At 43.5% G+C, this 23305-nt stretch carries 19 protein-coding genes; 12 read left to right on the top strand and 7 right to left on the bottom strand.

All coding sequences use genetic code 11. The features are described 5' to 3' along the window. Positions 1 to 113: 113 nt before the first annotated feature. Positions 114 to 851 carry a hypothetical protein gene (locus K5Q73_RS16985; RefSeq protein ID WP_220762789.1) on the bottom strand — a complete coding sequence of 246 codons (738 nt, stop codon included), beginning with the start codon at positions 849 to 851 and terminating at the stop codon, positions 114 to 116. Beyond that, positions 848 to 1189: a hypothetical protein gene (locus K5Q73_RS16980; protein WP_220762787.1), complete on the bottom strand. Its 342-nt coding sequence runs from the start codon at positions 1187 to 1189 to the stop codon at positions 848 to 850. The genes K5Q73_RS16985 and K5Q73_RS16980 overlap by 4 nt, the downstream gene beginning before the upstream one ends. A 1810-nt stretch (positions 1190 to 2999) precedes the next feature. On the opposite strand from K5Q73_RS16980, the gene K5Q73_RS16975 reads away from it, so the two are divergent. Next, on the top strand, positions 3000 to 3575 hold the full coding sequence (locus tag K5Q73_RS16975) for a hypothetical protein (RefSeq protein ID WP_220762785.1): 576 nt from the start codon (positions 3000 to 3002) through the stop codon (positions 3573 to 3575). A gap of 104 nt (positions 3576 to 3679) precedes the next feature. On the opposite strand, the gene K5Q73_RS16970 is transcribed toward K5Q73_RS16975, so the two are convergent. Next, a complete protein-coding gene (locus K5Q73_RS16970; protein ID WP_259650784.1) occupies positions 3680 to 4093 on the bottom strand; it encodes a hypothetical protein in 414 nt (137 codons plus the stop codon). 349 nt (positions 4094 to 4442) lie between these two features. Continuing rightward, positions 4443 to 4886, bottom strand: coding sequence for a universal stress protein (locus K5Q73_RS16965; RefSeq protein WP_220762781.1), 444 nt, complete (start codon positions 4884 to 4886; stop codon positions 4443 to 4445). A 539-nt stretch (positions 4887 to 5425) separates the two neighbouring features. Here K5Q73_RS16965 and K5Q73_RS16960 point away from each other — a divergent pair. After that, the gene (locus K5Q73_RS16960; protein ID WP_374706871.1) at positions 5426 to 6724 is read left to right on the top strand and encodes a dicarboxylate/amino acid:cation symporter; all 1299 of its coding nucleotides are present in this window, start codon (positions 5426 to 5428) and stop codon (positions 6722 to 6724) included. 173 nt (positions 6725 to 6897) lie between these two features. Here the strand turns inward: K5Q73_RS16960 and K5Q73_RS16955 are convergent, their stop codons facing one another. Together K5Q73_RS16955 and K5Q73_RS16950 are read right to left on the bottom strand one after the other, a co-directional pair. Continuing rightward, a complete protein-coding gene (locus tag K5Q73_RS16955; RefSeq protein ID WP_220762779.1) occupies positions 6898 to 7674 on the bottom strand; it encodes a slipin family protein in 777 nt (258 codons plus the stop codon). 10 nt (positions 7675 to 7684) lie between these two features. Further along, a complete protein-coding gene (locus K5Q73_RS16950; protein WP_220766157.1) occupies positions 7685 to 9181 on the bottom strand; it encodes a nodulation protein NfeD in 1497 nt (498 codons plus the stop codon). A gap of 684 nt (positions 9182 to 9865) precedes the next feature. On the opposite strand from K5Q73_RS16950, the gene K5Q73_RS16945 reads away from it, so the two are divergent. The 10 genes from K5Q73_RS16945 (at position 9866) to K5Q73_RS16900 (ending at position 22341) form a co-directional block, all read left to right on the top strand. Next, positions 9866 to 11227: a Na(+)-translocating NADH-quinone reductase subunit A gene (locus tag K5Q73_RS16945; RefSeq protein WP_220765776.1), complete on the top strand. Its 1362-nt coding sequence runs from the start codon at positions 9866 to 9868 to the stop codon at positions 11225 to 11227. After that, on the top strand, positions 11227 to 12438 hold the full coding sequence (locus K5Q73_RS16940) for an NADH:ubiquinone reductase (Na(+)-transporting) subunit B (protein ID WP_220765777.1): 1212 nt from the start codon (positions 11227 to 11229) through the stop codon (positions 12436 to 12438). The genes K5Q73_RS16945 and K5Q73_RS16940 overlap by 1 nt, the downstream gene beginning before the upstream one ends. Continuing rightward, positions 12431 to 12589 carry a hypothetical protein gene (locus K5Q73_RS16935; protein ID WP_220765778.1) on the top strand — a complete coding sequence of 53 codons (159 nt, stop codon included), beginning with the start codon at positions 12431 to 12433 and terminating at the stop codon, positions 12587 to 12589. Before K5Q73_RS16940 ends, K5Q73_RS16935 begins: the two co-directional genes overlap by 8 nt. Continuing rightward, a complete protein-coding gene (locus K5Q73_RS16930; protein WP_220765779.1) occupies positions 12589 to 13362 on the top strand; it encodes a Na(+)-translocating NADH-quinone reductase subunit C in 774 nt (257 codons plus the stop codon). The genes K5Q73_RS16935 and K5Q73_RS16930 overlap by 1 nt, the downstream gene beginning before the upstream one ends. Positions 13363 to 13365: 3 nt before the next feature. Continuing rightward, positions 13366 to 13989, top strand: a complete 624-nt coding sequence (locus tag K5Q73_RS16925) for an NADH:ubiquinone reductase (Na(+)-transporting) subunit D (RefSeq protein WP_220765780.1) — start codon at positions 13366 to 13368, stop codon at positions 13987 to 13989. Positions 13990 to 13997: 8 nt separating this feature from the next. Next, complete coding sequence (gene nqrE / locus K5Q73_RS16920) at positions 13998 to 14606, top strand: NADH:ubiquinone reductase (Na(+)-transporting) subunit E (RefSeq protein WP_220765781.1); 609 nt, start codon at positions 13998 to 14000, stop codon at positions 14604 to 14606. Between the two features lie 55 nt (positions 14607 to 14661). Then, positions 14662 to 15879, top strand: coding sequence for an NADH:ubiquinone reductase (Na(+)-transporting) subunit F (gene nqrF, locus K5Q73_RS16915; protein WP_220765782.1), 1218 nt, complete (start codon positions 14662 to 14664; stop codon positions 15877 to 15879). A gap of 747 nt (positions 15880 to 16626) precedes the next feature. After that, positions 16627 to 19782, top strand: a complete 3156-nt coding sequence (locus K5Q73_RS16910; protein ID WP_220765471.1) for an NAD(P)-binding protein — start codon at positions 16627 to 16629, stop codon at positions 19780 to 19782. A gap of 99 nt (positions 19783 to 19881) precedes the next feature. Next, the gene (locus K5Q73_RS16905) at positions 19882 to 20187 is read left to right on the top strand and encodes a hypothetical protein (RefSeq protein WP_259650838.1); all 306 of its coding nucleotides are present in this window, start codon (positions 19882 to 19884) and stop codon (positions 20185 to 20187) included. Between the two features lie 348 nt (positions 20188 to 20535). Next, positions 20536 to 22341 (top strand): aryl-sulfate sulfotransferase, encoded by a 1806-nt coding sequence (locus K5Q73_RS16900; protein WP_220765469.1) that lies wholly within the window; start codon positions 20536 to 20538, stop codon positions 22339 to 22341. Between the two features lie 148 nt (positions 22342 to 22489). Here K5Q73_RS16900 and trpA read toward each other — a convergent pair whose 3' ends face one another. Continuing rightward, positions 22490 to 23299, bottom strand: coding sequence for a tryptophan synthase subunit alpha (trpA, locus tag K5Q73_RS16895; protein ID WP_220765468.1), 810 nt, complete (start codon positions 23297 to 23299; stop codon positions 22490 to 22492). Between the last annotated feature and the right edge of the window lie 6 nt (positions 23300 to 23305).

Genomic DNA, 23305 nt, shown 5'->3' with positions numbered 1-23305 from the left:
GATCAGTGGCCTAAACTTATTCGATATATTGATGATGGGCACTTATTTACCAACTCAGATTATTTGCAACAATCCCCTCCAACAAGGGGGAATCGAAACAAAACGTAAAATTTCTAATGTCCAAAATAAAGTATAGAAAGTGCTATTTGACGATCAATATCTTCTTGTCTACCTCCGATAGGAAGCGATGACATCATACATATAAAGGTATCATCAGAATTTGAATCATGATGACTTTCAATGGTAAATGGCATTTCATTCGCAGAAGTAAGAAGGGGAACAAATTCAGGATTTGAGTGTAATGCTGAAATTATAGGGTGGTCATTAGGATCCAAGGTGATTTCATACACCTGTTCAATATGATGGTTATTTATAGATGTAGGTCTAACATACTCTTGAATTAAGTCTGGGCCGGAACCATCTAAGATGGGAGGAATATAAGTAGGACTATGTAGAGCATAATACTGTAATGATTCAACTGCAGGATAAAAACGAGAATCTGGCTCAATCACATAAACATAGATTTTTAATTTTTTTTTCTCTTCTTTAGTCATATTTTTTGATTGAAATTCAATCTTGGCTTCTGCTGCACTAATAACACCATCTTCATTTGCTCCTGTAGATATAAAACCTGAATCTCTCGTTTCTCTCGGTCCTGCACATGAATCGCCTGAAATATGCGCCAGTAAATCCATGTTATCCCCCCAACTCTTAAATCCCTTTTTAAATATCTCTTCTGGTGAGCGGCTATCAAACCTGTAAACTCTATTCACATCGAATGGTGCCCCTACGGATAGGTCACTGAACAGTAACAAAAAAGAAAATAATGTTTTTCCAATAGTCTTTTTCATTTTGATCCCACTACTATATGAAACTCATCATCATTTCCCATGCAATTATCATCATTACTATGAATGGTGATTGGTTTGTTCAATGAATAAGCCATTAGTAATAGATCTCGCTTTTGTTTCCATCTTTCATATGAACTCCCTTCCCACATTTGAATTCTTCCATTGTTATAAGCAGATTGATCCGAGCTAATAGCTTGGGTCTTAATCCGTATCTCTGTCCTATTATTATTAGGGATCAGAACGGAGGTTACCTTACTTTTGAGCACGCATGGTAATGCATTTGAAGCAAAAGAGGCGGACATTAAAATTGGTATTAAAAAAGAATAAGTACGTTTCATTAATAGATAATCCTATGGTAATTTTACTTTTAGACCTGAATAGGGTTAGAGGTGATTACAAATAATTCAAGCATAGTAATGCTACGCATCGAGCGCTGAATTTGACTTCAATTTATCAACCGATAGAATCGTTGAAAGTCATGCGGTCATTAATAGAGTCAACAGTGTGTTAAGCGGTAAAGGATTGCATTCTTTGTAGAAAATCACCGCAAGGTGAGCTATATCCTTTCCCTGTTCATCCTGAGCTCGTTGATATCCCACTTCTTATATACGTGCTGACAGTAACGAACCGAAATCTCATTTCCAAACCATTCACTTCGCATGGTGGCAGAAACCACACATGTTTATAAGGTCGCTATCACAAAATACTTACCCTAAAAATGCCTAACAGATAAGGATATCTATCGCGCAGCCGACATCTATCCATACTTTTTCTAATATCTACTCACCAGAGTAGAGCAAATAATCTAAACAGTTGCTGTCCAAAAAATAGCTAGGGCTTTAGCCGCAACTCTAAACATTAAAGAGTGTGCTGTTCCAACTTTGTGTAGATGCGGCCGTGACCGTCCATGACAAGGTGAGAGATAACGAAGTTATCAAGCTTTCGAACGAGAGGCTGGATGCCGAACTGGCCTTTTAGCAGGGATGCTTTTCGTCATGGCCGAGCTTCCAGGGAGGGACTAGCTGCGTGTCACGGAAGTGTCTGCACATGCGCTGGCCGCAGGCCATTGGAACCACTTTTGTTGGATGCCACTCTTAACCAAAATATATCGAGTCTTTTGGGGCTTTGTAATCAAACGAAGTTTGATATCGCTGTAAGGGCTAGTCGAGCTGCAAGCTCCAACTGACTTTTGTCCAAAAGTGAGTTGGCAGCAATTAGATAAGAAAATTTGATGAGATGAATGCTGATGTGTCAATACGGCAGTGACCTACGACAGCAGGGAAGCTGTCGTAGAGGCTGTAGGGACACTTCTTACGAAATCAAAAGCCGAGCCGTGTCACTGAAGAGTTCATACATTCAGCAACAGGCTATAAATCTAATTAAAGCGAGAATCTAGGAAAGGCATATCTCTTTCAAATCTCGAATCCTACCAGGAAGCGCTCCGCTTTCACGAAGTGCAGGAAGGTAAAGATAAATAGTTCAAACTGCTTAGGTTATTGCCTTTCTTCGTGTCCTCTGTGTTCCAATAACATCCGTGTTTAACAGCCTGTTCGCTATCCCTAGCTCTCGCTTATTAGCACATGGCTTCGCCATATTCGCCGTAGTGAACGCTTTTTGTTTAAAATAACATTTGGCTAGCAGGCAGTCTTGTTTATCAAAGAGCCTATAGTTACGTGGCATTTAAGAATTAAATTTAGCTCGAACAGCTTCAATAGCATAGTTTGAGAGAGTATTTACAGTGCACGCTTATATTCTCTTAACCTGAAGTGACTTGGATAGCTATAACTCCAAATTAGCTGAACTTTTGTATGAGCTATTTTACCAATCAGAACTCCTAGGTAAGGTTATTTTAAGATAATGCTCAACATATATATGCTCGAATCTGAATGTTAAATTAAGGCGATACCGGAAACAGTTTATTAAAGAGTTAAGTAATTGAGTTGTATTTCGAACTCATAGCGAAAGAGTTTAATTAGATATTGCCATACTCTGAAGTTGATTCGTTACGCTAATGCACTAAATAGCGGTGTTTGCTCTATAGAATTTAAAAATATGCCCTTGATTGTAGGTTTAGGTAGGGTTAGATTTTGGCGGTAACACGCAAAAGTAAAGCTTAAGACTTGCAAGCAATGAAGAAGGAGTATTGTTATGAAAGTAATTTGTCATATTTTTATTTATGTTTTATTGAGTGCATCTGCATCAGCATCAACGAACTCGATCTCTACTGTTAATAAATATTCTGAGATGCAAACATTTGGCAGTGTTGTTGTTCAGTGTCCAATTGAAAATACATGGAAAACGGTTGGCAATGTGAAAAGCTGGTTTGAATCTGTATTAGGTGACTTTTTGGTCAGTATTAAAATAACCGGAGGAGATAGAGAGCTAGGAACTACTGTTAGCTACGAAGTTGATACAGGAGCTGGGGAGGAAAATGTAACCGGTCATAGTGAAGAGCGATTGATTGAACTCTCTGATCATAGTTATCAGTTGGTGACTACATTTAATCATTCGAGCTTACCTCTGATGCCGTGGACAACTATAGTTACATTGGAAAAAGTTACCTTTATAGATAACCCTGTTAATTACACGCTTATTAAGTTTTCTCAGTCAGGAAGTATAAATGTTCCTCAGAGTAGGAAAGAGGCAACAAAAGCCAAAATACAAAAACTTTTTGATACTGTTTTTGCACCATCGTTAAAAGAGAAATTTGATGGCTGCCCTTAGTGCATTAAGTTCTGTTAGCGTCTTTTAAGGGGTTAACATTGAGTTGTCTAAATGGATTTACTCAGATAATAAAGCCCACTATTTTATCTGTGGGCTTAGACTTTTTAAGAATCAAATTTAGCTCGATCCGCTTCATCTGCGCCATCATTACACTCACCGCGTATGGTGCCGCGATCATACTGAATAGTGCGACTAAGCTCGATATAACCTTCACGGCAATAGCCATTCATCTTAATGGTTTGCTGCAAACCATGTTCTATCTGTGCCGTCCAGCCACTTAAGTCTGGCCCTTGATAGCGTTTATTAGAACGAGAACGTTTCTTCTGGTTTGAGCGTACTTCGTGGGGCAAAGCTTGGCTCTGTGGTGTTTCTAAAGTGAGAATCGCACGGTAAGTAAATAGCTTTAAGCCATTACTCTTGATATCGGTTCTAAAGGAGTCGGACACTTGGCCTGCAAAATCTTCAGGATTGATCTCGGGCTGACTGCTACAAGCACTGAGTAGGCTACTCGCTGCCACAATTAAAGCCAAAGTCGTAAGCCGTGATGTTAAGCGCATAGGTGTTTTTTGTTCTATTTTTTGGTTTATAGGCGCCAGCATAACGTAAATTTAAGAAAGTTAGCAGCGAGATTACAGGATTTTACAGTTCATGGGTTTGTAAGGCGCAGGGACGAGGTCGTTTGCAGGCTCACTGCTAAGGCGCTGTGCTTCTAGGAAAAGCATTAAGGTTTTTCCTTTGTCGTTTTCCCTTTAGCGAAACGTTCGTCTTAGCGTTATCCGTCTATGCTTGCCCGTCTTGGCTTTAATCTGCTTTTCCTAGCACTTAGCACTTAGCACTTAGCACTTAGCACCTCGAACCTTCTTTGGATCACTTAACCACGAACACAGGGCATTTGGCTTTATTTGCTAACTGTTCTGAGACGTTAGGATTGAGCATATGAGAAAGCCCTGTATGGCCGTGACTTGCGATAACTATCATACCAACGTCATTTTCAACACTGTCCTCCAAAATCTGTGCAAAGGTATCACCACTCCTAACGGCAGTATTAACCTGTAGTGGAGTATTTAATTGTGGTTCAATTTCCTTAACTAGCGCATCGAGTTTTTCGTTTGAGTAAGCTTCAAGCTGAGCCTCCAGTTCGGCAATACTTTCTACCACAATACCGTAATTGTGCTCTCCATAAGGTTTACTCATAACATGTAGCAAACGGATATTCACTTGATACAAGTTTGCCATCTCTATGGCGTAGCTTAGAGCGTGAGAGGCCGTTTCAGAGAAGTCTGTTGGGCATAAGATTTGGCGAGTACGCATAATAATACCCTCTGTAAAAATAAGCTCAAATATCATTAGCAAGTCATTTTACTCTTGCTAAAACAGGCTGGATAAAATGACTAAGTCCATAGTTAATAATAGTCAGTATTTAGTCTGTTGGCCCGAGTAAACGCTAGGTAATAATGTGTAGTGTGGCGGTTTTTTTGCTGTTAGGGCTGAAATAACAGATAGGACTGCTGAAAGCAAAACTATCAAGCTGAACAGATCTGAGCTTAATGTGATTTTGCTTACTAAGATGAGTATTGGATGATTTTTAGGTGATGAGTTAAGGCATTGAACAATATTGTGTTATTTATCTGTGTGCAAAGTTGCCCTGTAGTTGTTATGACTCTATATTTTGTAACACTGGAATTTGATTAATGCATTTTCTGTTTTTTATGGCTGGTTTTTTTGAGGATTATTCAAGCTAGGTCGAATAAATTTCGCTAATTATCGAATTGGGTCATAACTCGTTAGTGAATCACATTAATTGCCAATTTAGCGTGTTACTTTGTTATTAAATAAACAAAGGGGTATTTATGCCTCTTAATAAAATAGTCAGTGATGGAGCTAGGGTGTTGAACACAAAGAAAAAGTTTTATAAGAACATTGGATTCCAAGTGGTTGTAGCCATGGTGCTGGGTGCGCTCGTGGGTGTGATGATGGGAGAGGATGCTTCTATCTTCGCTCCGCTAGGAACATTTTTTATCCATTTGATTAAGATGTTGGTGATCCCTCTAGTTGCTGTTTCGATTATTGCCGGTGCTGCAAGCTTAGGTGCAGGTCCGTCTGCAGGTAAAGTGGGTATTGGTACTATCAGTTTCTTCATGGCAACTTCGGCATTAGCTGTGACCTTAGCATTGGTTATGGGTGAGTTTTTCCAGCCAGGTGTTGGCATGGACTTCTCACAGCATAGCGTTGGTCTAGCTGCGGTAACTGCAGAGCAGGGCGCTTTGCCAGGCGTTGCTGATACGATTATCGGAATGATCCCTACTAACGTTTTTGAGGCGCTAACAGGTGGTAACATTCTACAGATCTTAGTGTTCTGTATCTTCTTTGGTATCGCGCTGACTAAAGTTAATCAAGAAGCTGCTAAGCCGATTACTTCTGCACTTAATACTATTGTTGAAGCCTTTATTTGGATGATTAACATTGTGATGTTGATTGCTCCAATTGGTGTGTTTGGTTTGATGGCTGACTCAGTGGGTACTTTTGGCTTCCAGTCATTGACTGTAGTGCTTAACCTATTCCTAGTTTATGTTGCGGCTATCTTGATCTACGGCTTTATCTTCTTCCCATTGATGGTGAAGTTCTTCTCTAATGTTCCGGTTGGCAAGTTCCTATCGGCAATGAAGAAGCCTCAAGCATTGGCTATGTCTACTGCATCATCTATGGCGGCGTTGCCAGTTAACATCGAAGTGTGTGAGAAAGAGTTAGGCGTATCTAAGTCTACAGCTGCATTCGTACTGCCTTTAGGTGCAACCATTAACATGAGCGGTAACGCGATCTATTACGGTCTAGTTGCGGTATTCTTTGCTCAAATGTTCAATGTAGAGCTAGGTCTTGCGGCTTATGTAGCAATTATCTTCACATCGACACTGGGCGCAATTGGTCAAGCTGGTGTGCCAGGTCCATCGTTCCTAGTGATTGCGGTATTAGTTGCGGCAGGTATTCCAATTGAAGGTCTACCACTATTGTTTGCTCTTGACCGTGTGTTTGACATGATCAGAACGACACTAAACATTACTGGCGATGCGGTTTGTGCTGTGGTTATCGATAAGTTTAACCCAGAAACAGAAATTGCAGCTGAGCCTGTTCAAGTAAAAGCTAACAGCTAACGCTTAATCTTTTCTGCTAAAAGCCCTCGATTATCTGGTTATAATTGAGGGCTTTTTTGTACCTGAGACTCGGCTTTTGATTGCAGGGCTTAGATGTAAGGGCTTAGATGTAAGGGCTTAGTTGTAAAGACTTAGCTGTAAGGGCTTAGATGTATGGACTTAGCTGCAAAGTCTTAGGGCTTTTTATCTTGTTTGCCTAGCACGCCTTTGAGTAGATCCATGGGCAGGGGAAACAGTATGGTGGAGTTTTTCTCGCCTGCTATTTCGGTAAGCGTTTGCAGATAACGCAGCAATATCGCGTTAGGTTCGGTTGATAGCTTTTCTGCTGCTTCTACCAGTTTAGCTGAGGCTTCCATCTCACCGGAGGCATGAATTACTTTTGCTCGACGCGTACGCTCTGCTTCGGCCTGCCTAGCAATTGCGCGTATCATGGTTTCATTCAGATCCACATGTTTGATCTCGACGTTAGAGACTTTTATGCCCCAGCCATCGGTACGGGTATCCAAAATGGCCTGAATATCGGTATTGAGCATCTCTCTGTTGGCTAGCATCTCATCGAGTTCATGTTGACCAAGTACCGAGCGCAGGGTGGTTTGGGCAAGCTGCGAGGTTGCCTGTAAGAAATCCTCTACATTGATAATCGCTTTTTGAGCATCGATCACCCTAAAATAGATCACCGCGTTGACTCGTACCGAAACGTTATCACGACTGATCACATCCTGAGTCGGTACATCCATCACTACGGTACGTAAATCGACTCGCACCATCTGTTGCACTATGGGGATCACGATAATGAGTCCCGGCCCTTTCACTTGATAAAAACGGCCTAATAGGAAGATCACGCCACGCTCATACTCCCTTAGGATCTTAAACATGCTCACGAGTAAGCCGACGAGTAGGAAGGTCAATATGCCTATAAACACGCTGCCATTACTGAGGATGGGTTCCATATTCGGTTCCTTAGCTATTTAGTACTTCTTGATGAGAAGCAGGGGTTAGTTTGACCTCTAATGAAAGGTCGTGACGTATCACTACAGTCACCTGTTGCGCCTTTTTAAGCGGATAGTCTGAACTCGCCGCCCAGATCTCACCATTGAGCAGCACAAAGCCGCTGTGTTTAAGAGGACGGCTTGCAGAAGCGCTGCTCTCTGCCGCATTCATCTGTTCAGCTGAAGGGGTAAAGTCATCGACCACCAATGCTGTTTGACCCACTATCTGGCCATCACCACTGACGATGGGCGATTTGCGGTTTCGCCATAATGTGCCTAGCACTAGCATGGACATTAGGGTGACAGCGACCGAAACGGCGGCAACGAGTGGAAGAGAAAGGACAAAGTGATCGGTTTCGGTATCGAGTAAAAACAGCGATCCAATGGCAAAGGCTGCAATGCCTCCTAAGCCAAAAATACCAAAGCTGGGGGCAAAAGATTCGATAGTGATTAATGCCAGTCCTAGTAGTAAAAGTCCGAGTCCGGCATAGCTAATCGGTAACATCTGAAACGCATAGAGGGCAACCAGTAAGCTAATGGCACCAGTGATCCCCGCAATCCCGATGCCGGGGCTATAGAATTCCAGCAAAATGCCGTAAATTCCGATCAACATTAAAATGTAAGCGACATTGGGGTTGGTGATCGTCGAAATGATACGGTTGCGCCAATCGGGTTTTAAATAATGTAACTCGGCATTATCTAAAGCCAATGTCAGTTGCTGATTGTCTATCTCAACTTGCCAGCCAGTGAGCTCGTTGACTAGTCGCGGCGCATCAGGGCTGATGAGATTAATGACGTTCATCTCGAGGGCTTCTTTTGCGGTGAGGGTTGCAGCTTCTTTTACTGCGAGCTCTGCCCATTGCTCATTACGGCCGCGAAGCTGTGCCAGCGCTCGTATATAGGCGATGGCATCATTGAGAATTTTCTTCTCCATGGCGCTGGGCGTGGCCGGAGCGGGCTCTTTATCGTCTTTGGGATCTTGTTTGGGCGCAGGAGTAGGGGCACTGCCTGGGCCAATGCTGACAGGCGTCGCCGCGCCTAGAGTCGTGGCATCAGCCATGGCTGCAATATGACATGCGTAAAGAATATAGGTGCCAGCACTGGCCGCTCTCGCTCCAGGCGGCGCGACCAAACAAGCGATGGGGACTTCGGAGTTTAAAATGCTTTGATTGATATCTCTTAGGCTGGAGACAAGGCCACCAGGTGTGTCCATCACAATAACAATGAGCTCTATCTCGCTATTTCCGAGTGCCGAGCTTGCGTTTGCCTGATCGATACCATGGGTTAAGTATTCGCTGGTGGCTGGGCCGATAGCCCCCTCAAACTCCAAGACCACGACTTGTGGCCGAGGCTTAATATTTGGCTGTTGAGCTGTATTGGCGTAGCTTGCGGCGCAACAAAAACACAGTTGCAGTAAAACTGTAACCAGTAGCAATGATCCAAAGGTGGGCAGTTTGTTTAATAGCAAAATAAATAACCAATATTCAGCCTTATGGTTAAGTTTAGTGCAGCTTTAGCGGTATTGATGCTGAGATTACAGTTTAGATTACAGTTTAGATTGCAGTGTTGCGACCAGTTGGCCGTTTTATCGCGATTAAATAGAGAAAACCAAGCAGCTAGTGCTTATTTTAACAGTGCAGTTTATTGGCTGACAGACTCATCGGTTGAAGCTAACCGTATGGATGAATTTAGTGACTCTGAAGCAAGGCAGATATTTGTTTCATTTGATAGCGACAGGAGCATGAATATTAATCTTGATAATGGCGATGGTTCACATTTTTGTTGGTGTTTTTTTAATTTGTGTAATATTACAAGCTGTTGATTTGGTTGCTGAGTTGTTTTAAATGTATTTTCGCCGCGCATTTGGCGTTATTTGGTTGCAAGTCTTTAATTATTTTGGGTTTTGTTTTTGGGTGATTGCTTCCTTGATGTTGCGGGTGGGTGTGCACGTTGGAACTTATGTTCGTGGTAAAACTACATAAATACTTATTAACGCTATGATTTTGAATCTGCGTCACGAAATTTAGTCGTATGTAGGTATTTTTTGTTGGTAACTTACAACTTTGGCAGGAAAGTGTGAAGTCTAACTTGGAATATTAGTTAACAAACATTTACTATTGGGTATCCAAAATTTTAACGGTTGATTTTAGTGATGGCAGGTTACTCAAACCAAGTGATAACGATAAAAAAAGGCTTAGATGTACCCATAGCTGGTGAGCCTTCTCAAGTGATCCATGATGGACCTAAAACGTCTCATGTTGCCTTGCTCGGAGAGGAATATGTTGGTTTAAAACCAACAATGCTAGTTGAGGTGGGTGATAGTGTTCAAAAGGGGCAAGCGCTTTTTGAAGATAAGAAAACGCCTGGCGTTATTTATACCGCGCCCGCTAGCGGTAAAGTCATTGCCATTAACCGAGGCGAACGCAGACTTTTCCAATCAATCGTTATTGAATGTGATGGCGCCGAAGCAAAGCATTTCACTCCATGCAAAGATATCGCTTCTTTAAGCCGTCAAGCCGTACAAGATAAACTCGTAGAGAGTGGTTTGTGGACCGCGCTACGTACTCGTCCTTTTTCTAAAGTTCCTCAATTAGACAGTAGCCCAGCCGGTATTTTCGTTAGCGCAATGGACACCAATCCATTGGCCGCAGAACCAAGACTGGTGATTGCTGAGCAGACCGAGGCCTTTGCGGCGGGTTTACAGGTATTGAGTCAGCTTACCGATGGTAAGGTTCACTTATGCCAGGAGCAAGGCGAGCCACTACCTGGTCATGACTTACCTAAAGTCAGCAATCACTACTTTGCTGGTGTGCACCCTGCTGGCAATGTGGGCACCCATATCCATTTCATTTTACCTGCAAGCCTTGAGCGCCCAGTGTGGCACCTTGGTTATCAAGACGTAATCGTCTACGGTAAGCTATTCCTAACGGGTGAGATTTATAGCGACCGCATCGTGGCATTGGCAGGTCCTGATGTGATTAATCCGCGTCTAGTACGTATACAAGCAGGGTCAAAGCTATCTGAAGTAACTGCGGGAGAGCTCAAAGAAGGCTTCTCTCGCGTGGTTTCAGGCTCTTTGCTATCTGGTCATACAGCGACTGGACCACTTGATTTCCTTGGCCGTTTCCATAACCAAGTTAGCGTATTGCAAGAAGATGCTAAGCACCAAGTACTCCCTTGGGTACGTGGCGGTTCAAAGAAATTCTCCATTACCCGCGCGGTAACGTCTCGTTTAAAAGGCGCTAAGCAACTATTTGATTTCACCACTCATACAGGCGGCTCTGCCCGCGCTATGATGGCGTTTGGTCAGCTTGACCGCGTGATGCCACTGGATATCTTACCGACTCTCTTAGTCAGAGATTTAGTGGTACGTGACACTGATGAAGCGCAGCAGCTCGGTGCGTTAGAGCTTGATGAAGAAGATTTAGCATTGTGTACATTTGTGTGCCCAGGCAAGTACGACTTCGGTAAAGAACTACGTGCTTGTTTAGAGATTATTGAGAGGGAAGGGTAATGAGTCAGCAAGATAAAAAGCCTGATATCCAAGAGGATTATTATGCGCCGGGCAGCTCAGTTAAGGGCTATTTAAGCTCACTGCTGATTGCACACGGTCGTAGCACGCAGGGTAAGGTGCACATTCGTGATGCGATTGATGTAAAACGTACTATGACAATTGTTGGCTTATGTTTATTGCCTGCCATTTTGTTTGGTATGTACAACATAGGTTTGCAAGCGCAGATTGCTGTGGCGTCAGGCCTAGCAACAGCTGATGTGTGGCAACTAGCGATTTTTAACTTTGTCTTTGGCGGCCTTAGCGAGCAAACCGGTATTGCAGGTTTATTTGCTTATGGTCTGAGCTTTTATGCACCTATTTATCTAACGGCTTTAGCTGTTAGTTTATTTTGGGAAATGGTGTTTGCCAAAGTGCGTGGGCAGGAGCTTCATGAAGGCTTCTTTGTTACCGCATTATTGTTCACCTTGATTTTACCTGTTTCGACTCCGCTTTGGTTGGTTGCCATGGGTATTACCTTTGGTGTGATCATGGCAAAAGAAGTCTTTGGTGGCATGGGCTACAACTTCTTAAACCCAGCTTTAGCTGGTTTGGCATTTATCTATTTTGCCTACCCATCACAAGTGACAGCGGTAAGTCAGCTAGTCGCGGTTGACGGTTTCTCTGGCGCAACCACCTTAATGCAAACCGCTGCGGGCAAAGTGAGCTTTGCTGATTACGCTTGGTTTAACGCCTTTAGCGACCCTAACTGGTGGAACGCTTTCTTCGGCTTTACCCTTGGTGCAATTGGTGAAACCAGTACTTTAGCCTTATTGATAGGTGGCGGTTTCTTAATTCTGACTCGTTTAGCTGACTGGCGCATTGTTGCTGGCGTACTGTTTGGCATGATCTTAACCGCCACAATGTTCAATGTGATTGGTTCAAGCAAAAACGATATGTTCGCAATGCCTTGGACATGGCATTTGGTCACCGGTGGTTTTGCTTTGGGTATGATGTTTATGGCAACCGATCCGGTAACCACCTCATATACCCGTAAAGGTAAAGTCGCTTACGGATTACTAATTGGTTTTATGACCGTACTTATCCGTGTAGTTAACCCGAAAATGCCTGAAGGCATCATGCTTGCCATCTTGTTCGCTAACCTATGGGCACCGATTTTCGACTATCTGGTAGCCAAGGCTAACATCAAGCGGAGGCTTAAACGTCATGGATAATAGAGCTAATTCTATGCATAGAGGCAGCGCTTCATTTTCAGCATTGCCAGTGATGTTAATTGCCAATATTTGGGAAACGATATTTGAATACGTCATCTATCGGACGCCAAAGTGTGCGAGTCGTCAGGTCAATACGGAGAAGAAAGCGTAATGGCACTTAAGAAAGATTCTTTTATGGGCACCATGATTTTTACCGTGACCCTATGTTTATTGTGTTCATTTATGATCACAGGTACCGCAGAAGTCCTTAAAGAGCGCAAGTTAGTTAAGAAGCGTGATGAACTGATGCGTAACGTTCTGATAGCGGCGGATGTAGACCTAAGTGGTCAAGATTTCAGAGCCTTATTTGCTAAAGACGTTAAGCCATTTTTGGTTTCACTCGATAGCGGTGAAGCACAGAGTGACGCAACTGTGATGGACTTTGATCCACGCATGGCGTCGATTAACCCTGAAACTTCAATCAAGCTTGAGAAAAAGCAAGATAAAGCCAAGATCAAAACCCGTGCTAATCAAGTGCGCGTGTTTAAAGTCTTTGACGATAGCGGCAAGCTCACCAGCGTGGTTCTACCGATCTACGGCAAAGGCTTGTGGTCAATGGTTTATGGCTTTATCGCGGTGAAACCTGATTTAAATACCATCGAAAATGTGGTGTTTTATGAGCACGGTGAAACCCCGGGTATCGGTGACTTCCTTAACGATCCTGAGTGGACCAATCAATGGCATAACAAGCAGATCTTTGACGAGAAGGGCAAGGTCTCTTTCAAAGTGGTTAAAGGTGGTGCTAAAGAAGGCGATGTTCACGCTATTGATGCAGTGAGCGGCGCAACTATGACAGGCCGCGGTGTACAACGCTCGATTCAGTTCTGGTTTGGCACTGAAGGTTTCGAAGCCTTCTTTAAAAAATTAAAAGCGTCGGAGGTATAAAGGATGAGTACTCAATCTATTTCGACTCGTGAAATGCTAACTGGGCCTATTTTTGCTAATAACCCAGTCGCAATGCAGGTTTTGGGTGTTTGTTCGGCGTTAGCGGTTAGTAACTCGATGCAAACGGCACTGGTTATGACGTTAGCCGTGACCTTTGTATTGGTGTTCTCAAACTTGATTATTTCAAGCATACGGTCACTTATTCCAAACAGCGTGCGTATTATTGCGCAGATGACGGTCATTGCTTCATTGGTCATTGTGGTAGACATGGTGCTGCAAGACGTGGCCTATGAGCTTTCGCGTCAGCTATCAGTATTTGTCGGCTTGATTATTACCAACTGTATCATCATGGGCCGCGCTGAAGCGTTTGCCATGAAGAACCCGCCTCACTTAGCTGTGGTTGATGCAGTGGGTAACGCGTTAGGTTATGGCGTGATCTTACTTGGTGTGGCATTTGTACGTGAGCTACTTGGCAGCGGCACACTGTTTGGCCATGAGATCTTTCAAACTGTGGAAAACGGCGGTTGGTACTTAGCGAATGAAATGTTCAAGCTACCACCGAGTGCGTTCTTCTTAATTGGCTTGATGATCTGGTCAATTAACGTCATTCAACGCAAGCGAGGTTAAGAGGCTTTATGGAACATTATATTAATCTGTTTATACAAGCTGCGTTTATCGACAACATGGCGCTGTCGTTCTTTATGGGTATGTGTACCTTCTTAGCGGTATCGAAAAAGGTGTCGACCTCTTTTGGCTTAGGTATTGCCGTCATCGTAGTGATGACACTTGCTGTGCCACTTAACCAATTGATCTACGCCAATATTCTTGCGCCGGGTGCACTTGCTTGGGCAGGTTACCCTGCACTGGACTTAAGCTATTTGCAGCTAATTACCTTTATTGGTGTGATTGCAGCATTAGTGCAGATCTTGGAAATGTTTTTAGATAAGTACATCCCTGCACTATATGACTCATTGGGTATTTTCCTACCCCTGTTAACCGTTAACTGCGCGATTTTTGCCGGTGTTATCTTTATGGCAAACCGTGACTATAACCTAGCAGAGTCAGCTGTATTTGCTATGGGATCAGGCTTTGGCTGGGCAATGGCGATTGTGATGCTAGCGGGTCTGCGTGAGCGTATGAAGTTCCACGCAATTCCTCAAGGGTTGCAAGGCATAGGTATTGTGTTTATTACCACAGGTCTGATGGCGTTAGGCTTTATGGCTTTCTCCGGAATTTCTATTTAAGGGCGATTTCACATTAACCCCTTAATGAAAACGAATTAAACAAAAGGTAGATTCGATGGAAATGGCAATTGGTATCGGTATGTTCACCTTCGTGGTTAGCATATTGGTTATGGTGATTTTATTCGCCAAGAGCAAACTGGTTTCTACAGGTGACGTTAATATCCGTATTAACGACGATCCTGATAAGAGTATTTCGACCCAAGCGGGTGATAAGTTATTAGGCGCGTTAGCGGGCAAAAATATCTTTATTCCATCTGCCTGTGGTGGCGGTGGTACATGTGGTCAATGCCGTGTAAAAGTAAAATCTGGCGGCGGTGAGATCTTAGCAACAGAGCGTGACCATATTAATAAGAAAGAAGCCAAAGAAGGTTGTCGCTTAGCTTGTCAGGTATCGGTTAAAACCGATATGGAACTGGAAGTTGAAGAAGAGATCTTCGGCGTTAAAAAATGGCAATGTGAGGTTATTTCTAACAATAACCAAGCGACCTTTATTAAAGAGCTTTTACTTAAATTGCCTGAGGGCGAAGACGTACTATTCAAAGCGGGTGGTTACATCCAGATTGAAGCACCGGCTCACGAAGTGAAGTATGCGGATTTTGATATTCCTGCCGAGTACCGTGATGATTGGGAAAAGTACGACCTATTTAAGCTTGTGTCTAAAGTTGATGAAGACGTGTTGCGTGCATACTCAATGGCTAACTATCCAGATGAGAAAGGCCGTATCATGCTTAACGTGCGTATTGCTACGCCGCCAAGCGACAATATCGCTCCTGGTAAAATGTCATCGTACATCTTTAACCTAAAAGCGGGTGATAAAGTCACTATCTCTGGCCCATTCGGTGAGTTCTTCGTTAAAGAAACGGATGCTGAAATGGTGTTTATTGGTGGTGGTGCTGGTATGGCACCAATGCGTTCACATATCTTCAACCAGCTTAAAGGTGTTAAAACTAAGCGTAAGATGAGCTTCTGGTACGGCGCGCGTTCAACTCGCGAAGTATTCTATCAAGAAGACTTTGATACCTTAGCAGCTGAAAATGATAACTTTGTTTGGCATGTGGCACTGTCTGATCCACTACCAGAAGATAACTGGACCGGTTACACAGGATTTATCCATAACGTGCTTTATGAGAATTATCTTAAAAATCACAAGGCGCCAGAAGATTGTGAGTTCTACATGTGTGGACCTCCGATCATGAACTCATCAGTTATCGCGATGCTAGAAAGCTTAGGTGTTGAGCCAGAGAACATCCTATTAGATGACTTTGGCGACTAGCCCTAAGTTTCAATGATTGGAGAGGCTTTAGCTGGGCCAAAGCAATGTGTGGTCCTACATCAATGATGAACTCATCAGTTATCGCGATGCTTGAAAGCCTAGGTGTTGAGCCAGAGAATATTCTACTAGATGATTTTGGTGACTAAGCGCACAGCTAAATCTAAGCATTATTAACCGATAGTAGGGAAGGGCTAAAGCAATGTAGCCCTACATCAATGATGAACTCATCGGTTATCGCGATGCTTGAAAGTCTAGGTGTTGAGCCAGAGAATATTCGACTAGATGACTAGATGACTAGATGACTAGATGACTAGATGACTAGATGACTAGATGACTAGATGACTAGATGACTAGCCCTAAATTTGAATGATTGAACCCATAAAAACGCAGCCATTTGGCTGCGTTTTTTTCAGTCCTAAACTACCTACTTCAGTTAGGTCCGTTATCACCAAATAGGCTTTGCTTGAAATTGAATTAAAGGAATTAAAGGAATTAAAGGGGAAGGCTATGTTTAACGATTTATAGGTACACGAACTTGTGTTTGAAGGAAAAGGTCCTTCTAGTGATTCAGATTTACAACAGGCAGTTTCTTTAAATTAGCTTTCTGTTTTCATTTGTTTTGAACAATTTTTCTGCTAAAAAATCCCACGATGCTGTGTTGACTCTTTATCCATGTTTTAATTGCTTACTATTCGTCTAATACATGTTTTATATGTGTTTAACTCTGGGAATTACAGGAAGTAAGCAATGGAAGCACAACACCCCAATTTTATTTACCCACCAGGCTCTATGTTAATGCACTCACCGTTAGTGCTCAGTAAAGCCGATATGTATGGCTTTTTCTTAAAAGGCAAACTTGAAAACTTGCAAAGGTCCATAGATACCTGTCTTAACCAAGTCGCTGGAACAGCTATGTATTTCAAGGTGCTATCACCTTATGTGCTGACCAGTTTTACCCGGGTTGATAAGGCATACTCCGAGAACCCACAAGATAGAGCCAAAGGCTGGATCCAGGAAACGGATATTGTTACCTGGGTGATGGTAGGGCAGCAAAATAGCAGCGATAGTGATGATATTAGCCATGTGTACTTTCATCCGCTGCACATCTTCGTTAATGACGCCATGGCATTAATCAACGGTCGAGAGCTGTTCGGTTACCCTAAATACATGTGTGAGTATGAGATGCCAGAGGCTGGACAGCCGCTGACGAAATTAAGCCTATCGGCTAAAAGCTTTAAGCATTTTTCCCCTGAAACAGAGCTTGCTATGCATCCGCTATTAAGCGTGGATTGTAACGCCAAAGAAGAGCAGCAATTATCGACGATTGAGGCGATGACTCAGACATGGCAACTGTTTAAAGAGCAAACTGATTTTATTCCAGAACTAGACAAGCTAGGTGAAGAGCAGCTTTATAGCTTGCTATTTAAACCTGCAATCGATCAGATATTTTTAAAACAGCTTCCAGACAGCGCAGGCGACAAAGCAGTGTATCAAGCCATTACGGCGGCACCTGCCAAAATTAATAAAGTACACTCGGTGTCTTTGCTTGAAAATGATCTGTTGGCAACCATTTTTGATAATGACTCTTTCCCTTTCAAAGAGTCACTAGGGGTTGAGTTAGGCGAGCAAAATGTATTATTACCTTACCATGTGAATTTTGATTTTGAGGTGCCTCAAGGCGAGGTGCTGGTCGATAACACGATAGTAAAGAAAGAGAAAATTGCCATATTGGGCGGCGGCGTCGCTGCCATCACTTCTGCAATGTGTTTGACTGAGCAGCCAGGTTGGCAAAACCGCTACCAAATCGACATATATCAGATGGGCTGGCGCATTGGTGGTAAAGGTGCCAGCGGCCGTAATGCTGCCAAGAGTCAACGGATCGAAGAGCATGGGCTGCATATTTGGTTCGGGTTCTATCAAAATGCCTTTAGCTTGATGCGCCAAGCCTATGAGGAACTCGACCGGCCAAAAGGTGCGCCTTTAGCCACCTTCCTTGATGCGTTTAAACCGCATAACTTTATTGTGCTGCAAGAAGATATTGGCGGTGACTCCGATAGTTGGCCAATCCAATTTCCTGAACGCAGTGGTTTGCCGGGAGATAGCACTCAAGTCTTGACGCTGTGGAAAGTGGTGAAAGCTGCATTTAGCTGGATCCGTCATTGGCTAACCGAAATGGATGACCTGCTTGATACGCTTGATAGCGATGCCAAAGAATCGGCTCGACCTGTGCATTGGTTTAGTAAGGAGTGGTTCGCTGAGCTTAATGAAAAAATTGAAGATTCGATTGATGATGCTAAAGAAAGCATCAGCTCATTGGCAGATAAGTTAGAGTGCCATTTTAATCAGATGATTGGCCGAGATTGTATAGAGCATCATCATGATACAGAAGATGAAGGTGGCTTTGTTGAATCTGCAGTTGATGCGTTTAGAGCTCGTCTAGAGGAGCGCTTTGTCGATAGGCTGGAAACTAACGATGAGCTAAGACGGCTTTATATTGCCGCCGATCTTGGTTTAACCATACTCAAAGGTATGTTTGCTGATGATGTGTTTAAGCATGGGTTTGATGTGATCAATGACTATGATTACCGCGAATGGTTAACTAAGCATGGGGCAAATCAGACGTTTACTGTTGACTCTGCGCCGGTGCGTGGCTTTTATGACTTAGTTTTTGCTTACGAGCAGGGCAACTTTGATAAGCCTAATTTAGAGGCGGGCACCATTATCCGTTCTATGTTACGTATCGCTTTTTGTTACCAAGGCGGGGTGATGTGGGAGATGCAGGCTGGCATGGGCGATACGGTATTTACCCCTTATTATGAGGTGCTGAAACGCCGTGGCGTTAATTTCCACTTCTTTAATAAAGTCGATAACTTAGTTTGCAATAATTCAAGCGTTCAAGCGATTGAAATAACAGAGCAAGTCGCCTTAAAACCAGAATATCAGGAATATAACCCTTTTGTTGATGTTAAAGGTTTAGCTTGCTGGCCGAGTGAGCCTAATTATGAGCAGATTGACACTGAGCAAGCCCAATTGCTGCAAGCCAATAACATTAACCTGGAGCATTTTTGGTGTAATTGGGACGATGTTTACCAGCAGAAATTTAATAAGCCACTGCCAAAGAAGCGTCTAGTGAAAGGGCAAGATTTCGACAAGGTAATTTTTGGCTTGTCGATAGGCTCAGTGCCCCATGTTGCCAGTGAAGTGATGGAACAAAGTCAGGCGCTATCGCAAAGCGTCGATAAGGTCAAAACGGTTGCCACTCAGGCGTATCAATTATGGATGGATCAAGATTTAGCAGGCATAGGCTGGCCTCTGCGTCCTGATAATGGAGAGGAGCCAGTATTGTCAGGCTTTACTGAGCCTTTCGATACATGGGCGTCGCTGACTCATTTGATCGATAAAGAAGACTGGCAAGGCGTGCAGCCTAAAAATGCTAGTTACTTCTGCTCTGCTTTGCCTGTAGACAGTTATCCGCCTATTACTGAACTTGGATTTCAGGCGCAAAAAACATTAGCAGCTAAGCTGGGGGCGATTTCTCAGCTAGAGAATGAAATCCATAAGTTGTGGGATAATGTACCTGCTAAAGATGGCGATTCAGGCTCTGAGTTTCCATGGCACTGGTTACATGACGACAGTGAGGCAGAAGGTAAGGCCAGATTTGATAGCCAATATTGGCGCGCCAATGTTGACCCGTCTGAGCGTTATGTGATGTCGGTGAAGGGCAGTACTCAGTATCGTATTGACACTGATGGCACAGGTATAGATAACTTGTTTGTGACTGGTGATTGGATTAAAACCGGAATTAACGCTGGCTGTGTTGAAGCTGCGACTATGGCGGGAATGCAGACTTCAAAAGCGATTTGCGGTTACCCAGAGATCATAAAAGGTGAAAAGGACTTTTAATAACAGTTATCGACCATGCAATGCTTAAGCATGTGCGGTAATTATAAACGTAGTGATAGCAGGCTTAGCTGCTATCACTACATCAATTTGGAGTGAGTGATGGGAATGGCAGAATTATCGATAATCGGCTTAGTGCTGGCGGTTGTCGTACTTGGGTATTTTTCTATTTACCCCAAGCTTGCTGGCAATGATTTCAACAAAATATCACTGTGTGATATCGCCAGCTCAAGCTTTGTGATGATACTGGTTGGGCTTAAGTATTGGGGTTCTGGATATGATTTCAGTTTACTCTTCTTTAGTGCCAATTGGTTCTGGTTTACCTTTATTGTGTACGCGGTAATAGAAGTGCCAATTGCGGTTTGGTATTTCAAGAAGCACGCTGTTGTTATAGACATTAAAAAGTAAGCCACAACGCGTATAAAGCAAGGTCTTAACGGTAACTTTGAGCTTGGTTTGCAGATACTCTAATGGCGTTTTTAGGATAAAATCGCCATTTACTAAACATATTGAACATCATGGCTAACACCGCGTTTATAAGCTGTGAAAACGATTTTTGATAATGATAAATTCGGGGCTTTTTGATGATGCTTAAATATCGTAAAAGTTGCATCTAGAGCAAACTAAAATGATAAACCGTGATCGCTAATCCAAACTCGAAATATACTCGCTATAGTGTTAATCAGACGGCAGTTTTTATTGTATTTGCTGCTTATAATCGGCCTCAGTTTTTGACTCGCTGAGAATATCAATTAAATGTCTAAACCCTCGTTAATTCTATCGGCAATAGCCCTATCTCTTAGCCTTTGTAGTAGCCAAGTTTTTGCTTCTATTGATGGCATGAAACCTAAGCCTGTTGAAGGGGCGCCTTTAGGTTATATCATTCATAACCCCTATGAAAACGCGCCGCTTACCGCCTTAGTAACCTTAGCGGGCCATACCATTTCAGGCGTAGAAGTCACTGTGCATGCTAATGATGCTGACGGTGTGAGCTTGAGCTATCAAGTAGATGATATGCGCGTGATGGATGAGGGCGGGGTACCCATCTTTGGTCTTTACCCAGCCTTTATGAACACCTTTACCGTTAAATGGACCGAGAACGGTGAGCAAAAGTCTCATGATTATAAGATGCTAACACCTGATATCGACATGGGGTTTTCTGAAAGCCAGTGGGCGAAAGCACCACTTGTTGAAGTAGAGCATGTTGATGCCGACTTTAAAGACCGACTGTACTTTGTAAACTGGACCAATGCCGACGGTAAAGCCGCCCCTTTGATGCACAATAACTCTGATGCACCAGGCGCTTTTTCTTGGGATGGCAAGCCGGGCTTTTTTATTATCGATACAGCAGGCGATATTCGCTGGTATATGAACCCGTATACCACTCATGACGCTAAAACCTACGATAACGCAGGTTACGCTATGGGCATGAACGTCACTAAAGACGGCAACATGGTGTGGGTGCAGGGCCAAGGCTGGAAGAAAATGTCGATCATGGGGCGGATGATCTCTGAGCACAGTCTGCCGGGTAATTTTATCGATGCCTCTCATGAAGGCATCGAAGGCGCTAACGGTAACGTGTTTATCCGTGCAGCAGCCAAAGATTACCGTACCGCTGATGGCCGCCTAGTTAATACTGTGCGTGATCAGATTATAGAAGTAGATAACACAGGTAAGTTAGTTGATTACTGGGACTTAAATACCATTTTAGATCCTATGCGTGATGCAGCGCTGTTATCGCTTGATGCTGGTGCGGTTTGTTTGAACATTAACCTTGACGATGCGGGTCATCAAACCACTGAAGAAGACTTAGCCAAGGCGCCATATGGCGATATTCACGGCGTTGCGACAGGTCGTAACTGGGCCCATGTAAACTCGATTGAATATGATCCAACCGACGACAGTATTATTATCAGCTCACGCCATCAATCAGCGGTGATTAAGATTGGCCGTGATAAGCAAGTTAAGTGGATTTTAAGTGCTAGTAAGGGCTGGAGCGACAAGTTCCAAGACAAGCTACTTAAGCCAATCACTGCTGACGGTGAGCCAATCTGGTGTAACGAGAAAGGCGCTTGTCAGGATAAAGATTTTGACTTTAGCTGGACATCACACACAGCGTATTTGGTGCCAGAAAAGGGTACCTTAACCGTGTTTGATAACGGTGATGGTCGTGATTTAGGTCAGCCGATGTTTGCTAATGAAAAGTACTCTCGCTCGGTAGAGTATAAGATTGATGAGCAAAACATGACGGTTCAGCAAGTCTGGGAATACGGTAAAGATGAGCTGGGTTATGAAGGCTACTCACCGGTGACGTCTATCGTTAAATACCAAGCGGATAAAGATAGCATGATGAGCTATTTCGCTTCTGCTGGCCTGTTTGGTTTAGGCGGTGGTTACGGTAACTTAAAGATGGATGACACCACAGGTAAGGTGCAATCTATCTTGGTTGAGCACAGATATGGCGAAACTAAGCCTGCTGTTCGCATCAATATCGACAGCCATGATATGTTTGCGACGGGTTACCGCGCTCAGGTTATTCGGGCTAATGAGATGCTGAAATAACTGTGAGATGTTAAAATAACAGTGAAATGCTAAAGTGATTCAGTGCTGAATTAATCGGCTACAGAATCGAGCTGACAAATAAAAATAGCGCCATTAAGGCGCTATTTTTATATCTGTAACTCTTAGCTAGGGATTGTTCGACTATAAATTAACGAGCTGTTGCCGCTTTCATATTGCGAGTAAATTCAGCAAGGGCGCTCAACAGCGCAGACTCGTTATCTTTATTCGCTTCAATGATTTTTACTACCGCAGAACCTGAAATAGCACCTGCAGCGCCCGCATCAATAGCAGCTTTTACTTGAGCAGGTTCGGCAATACCAAAACCGAGTAGTGGCGGCGCGCCATTAAACTCTTTTAGACGATTTAGAATATCACCGATAGGCATACCAGCTTTTGACTCTGTGCCCGTCACGCCTGCACGCGATAACAGGTAAGTATAACCTTCGCCTTTTTCGCTAACCAACTTTAAGGTATCGCTGTCAGCATTTGGCGGTGCGATAAAGATAGGGCACACGCCATGCTTTTTGGCTGACTCGATAAACGGCGCCGCTTCCTCAACGGGTACGTCGGCGATCAGCACTGAGTCAACTCCAGCTGCTTGGCACTTGGCGTAGAAAGTATCGACACCATTAGCAAACACGAGGTTGGCGTACAGCAGTAAACCAATCGGTAAGTCTGGATACTTAGCACGAATGCTAGCTAGCATCTCAAAGCATTGAGATGGCGTCGTGCCAGCTGCTAAGGCACGCAGGTTTGCGCCTTGAATAACGGGGCCATCGGCTAATGGGTCGGAAAACGGGAAACCTAGCTCTAAAGCGTCTGCGCCGTTTTCCACTAAGGTGTCGATGATTTTTAGCGATAGCTCAGGTGACGGATCGCCTAAGGTCACGAATGGCACAAATGCACCTTGGTTTTTTTCATTAAGGGCGGCAAAGGCTGCCTGATAACGTTGACTCATTGCCAC

The organism is Shewanella sp. MBTL60-112-B2, from assembly GCF_019655055.1.
In the GTDB taxonomy this organism is placed as follows: domain Bacteria; phylum Pseudomonadota; class Gammaproteobacteria; order Enterobacterales; family Shewanellaceae; genus Shewanella.
Note: the sequence above shows the minus strand (reverse complement) of the source record. Positions and strands in the feature narration are given on the sequence as shown.

Excerpts from the sequence above, each read along its gene's own strand:
- K5Q73_RS16980 (WP_220762787.1), bottom strand. The coding sequence starts at position 1,189 with ATGAAACGTACTTATTCTTTTTTAATACCAATTTTAATGTCCGCCTCT.
- K5Q73_RS16935 (WP_220765778.1), top strand. The coding sequence starts at position 12,431 with ATGGATAATAGAGCTAATTCTATGCATAGAGGCAGCGCTTCATTTTCA.
- nqrF (WP_220765782.1), top strand. The coding sequence starts at position 14,662 with ATGGAAATGGCAATTGGTATCGGTATGTTCACCTTCGTGGTTAGCATA.
- K5Q73_RS16940 (WP_220765777.1), top strand. The coding sequence starts at position 11,227 with ATGAGTCAGCAAGATAAAAAGCCTGATATCCAAGAGGATTATTATGCG.
- K5Q73_RS16900 (WP_220765469.1), top strand. The coding sequence starts at position 20,536 with ATGTCTAAACCCTCGTTAATTCTATCGGCAATAGCCCTATCTCTTAGC.
- K5Q73_RS16930 (WP_220765779.1), top strand. The coding sequence starts at position 12,589 with ATGGCACTTAAGAAAGATTCTTTTATGGGCACCATGATTTTTACCGTG.
- K5Q73_RS16975 (WP_220762785.1), top strand. The coding sequence starts at position 3,000 with ATGAAAGTAATTTGTCATATTTTTATTTATGTTTTATTGAGTGCATCT.
- K5Q73_RS16925 (WP_220765780.1), top strand. The coding sequence starts at position 13,366 with ATGAGTACTCAATCTATTTCGACTCGTGAAATGCTAACTGGGCCTATT.
- K5Q73_RS16945 (WP_220765776.1), top strand. The coding sequence starts at position 9,866 with ATGGCAGGTTACTCAAACCAAGTGATAACGATAAAAAAAGGCTTAGAT.
- K5Q73_RS16965 (WP_220762781.1), bottom strand. The coding sequence starts at position 4,886 with ATGCGTACTCGCCAAATCTTATGCCCAACAGACTTCTCTGAAACGGCC.
- trpA (WP_220765468.1), bottom strand. The coding sequence starts at position 23,299 with ATGAGTCAACGTTATCAGGCAGCCTTTGCCGCCCTTAATGAAAAAAAC.
- K5Q73_RS16955 (WP_220762779.1), bottom strand. The coding sequence starts at position 7,674 with ATGGAACCCATCCTCAGTAATGGCAGCGTGTTTATAGGCATATTGACC.
- K5Q73_RS16905 (WP_259650838.1), top strand. The coding sequence starts at position 19,882 with ATGGGAATGGCAGAATTATCGATAATCGGCTTAGTGCTGGCGGTTGTC.
- K5Q73_RS16910 (WP_220765471.1), top strand. The coding sequence starts at position 16,627 with ATGGAAGCACAACACCCCAATTTTATTTACCCACCAGGCTCTATGTTA.
- nqrE (WP_220765781.1), top strand. The coding sequence starts at position 13,998 with ATGGAACATTATATTAATCTGTTTATACAAGCTGCGTTTATCGACAAC.
- K5Q73_RS16960 (WP_374706871.1), top strand. The coding sequence starts at position 5,426 with ATGCCTCTTAATAAAATAGTCAGTGATGGAGCTAGGGTGTTGAACACA.
- K5Q73_RS16985 (WP_220762789.1), bottom strand. The coding sequence starts at position 851 with ATGAAAAAGACTATTGGAAAAACATTATTTTCTTTTTTGTTACTGTTC.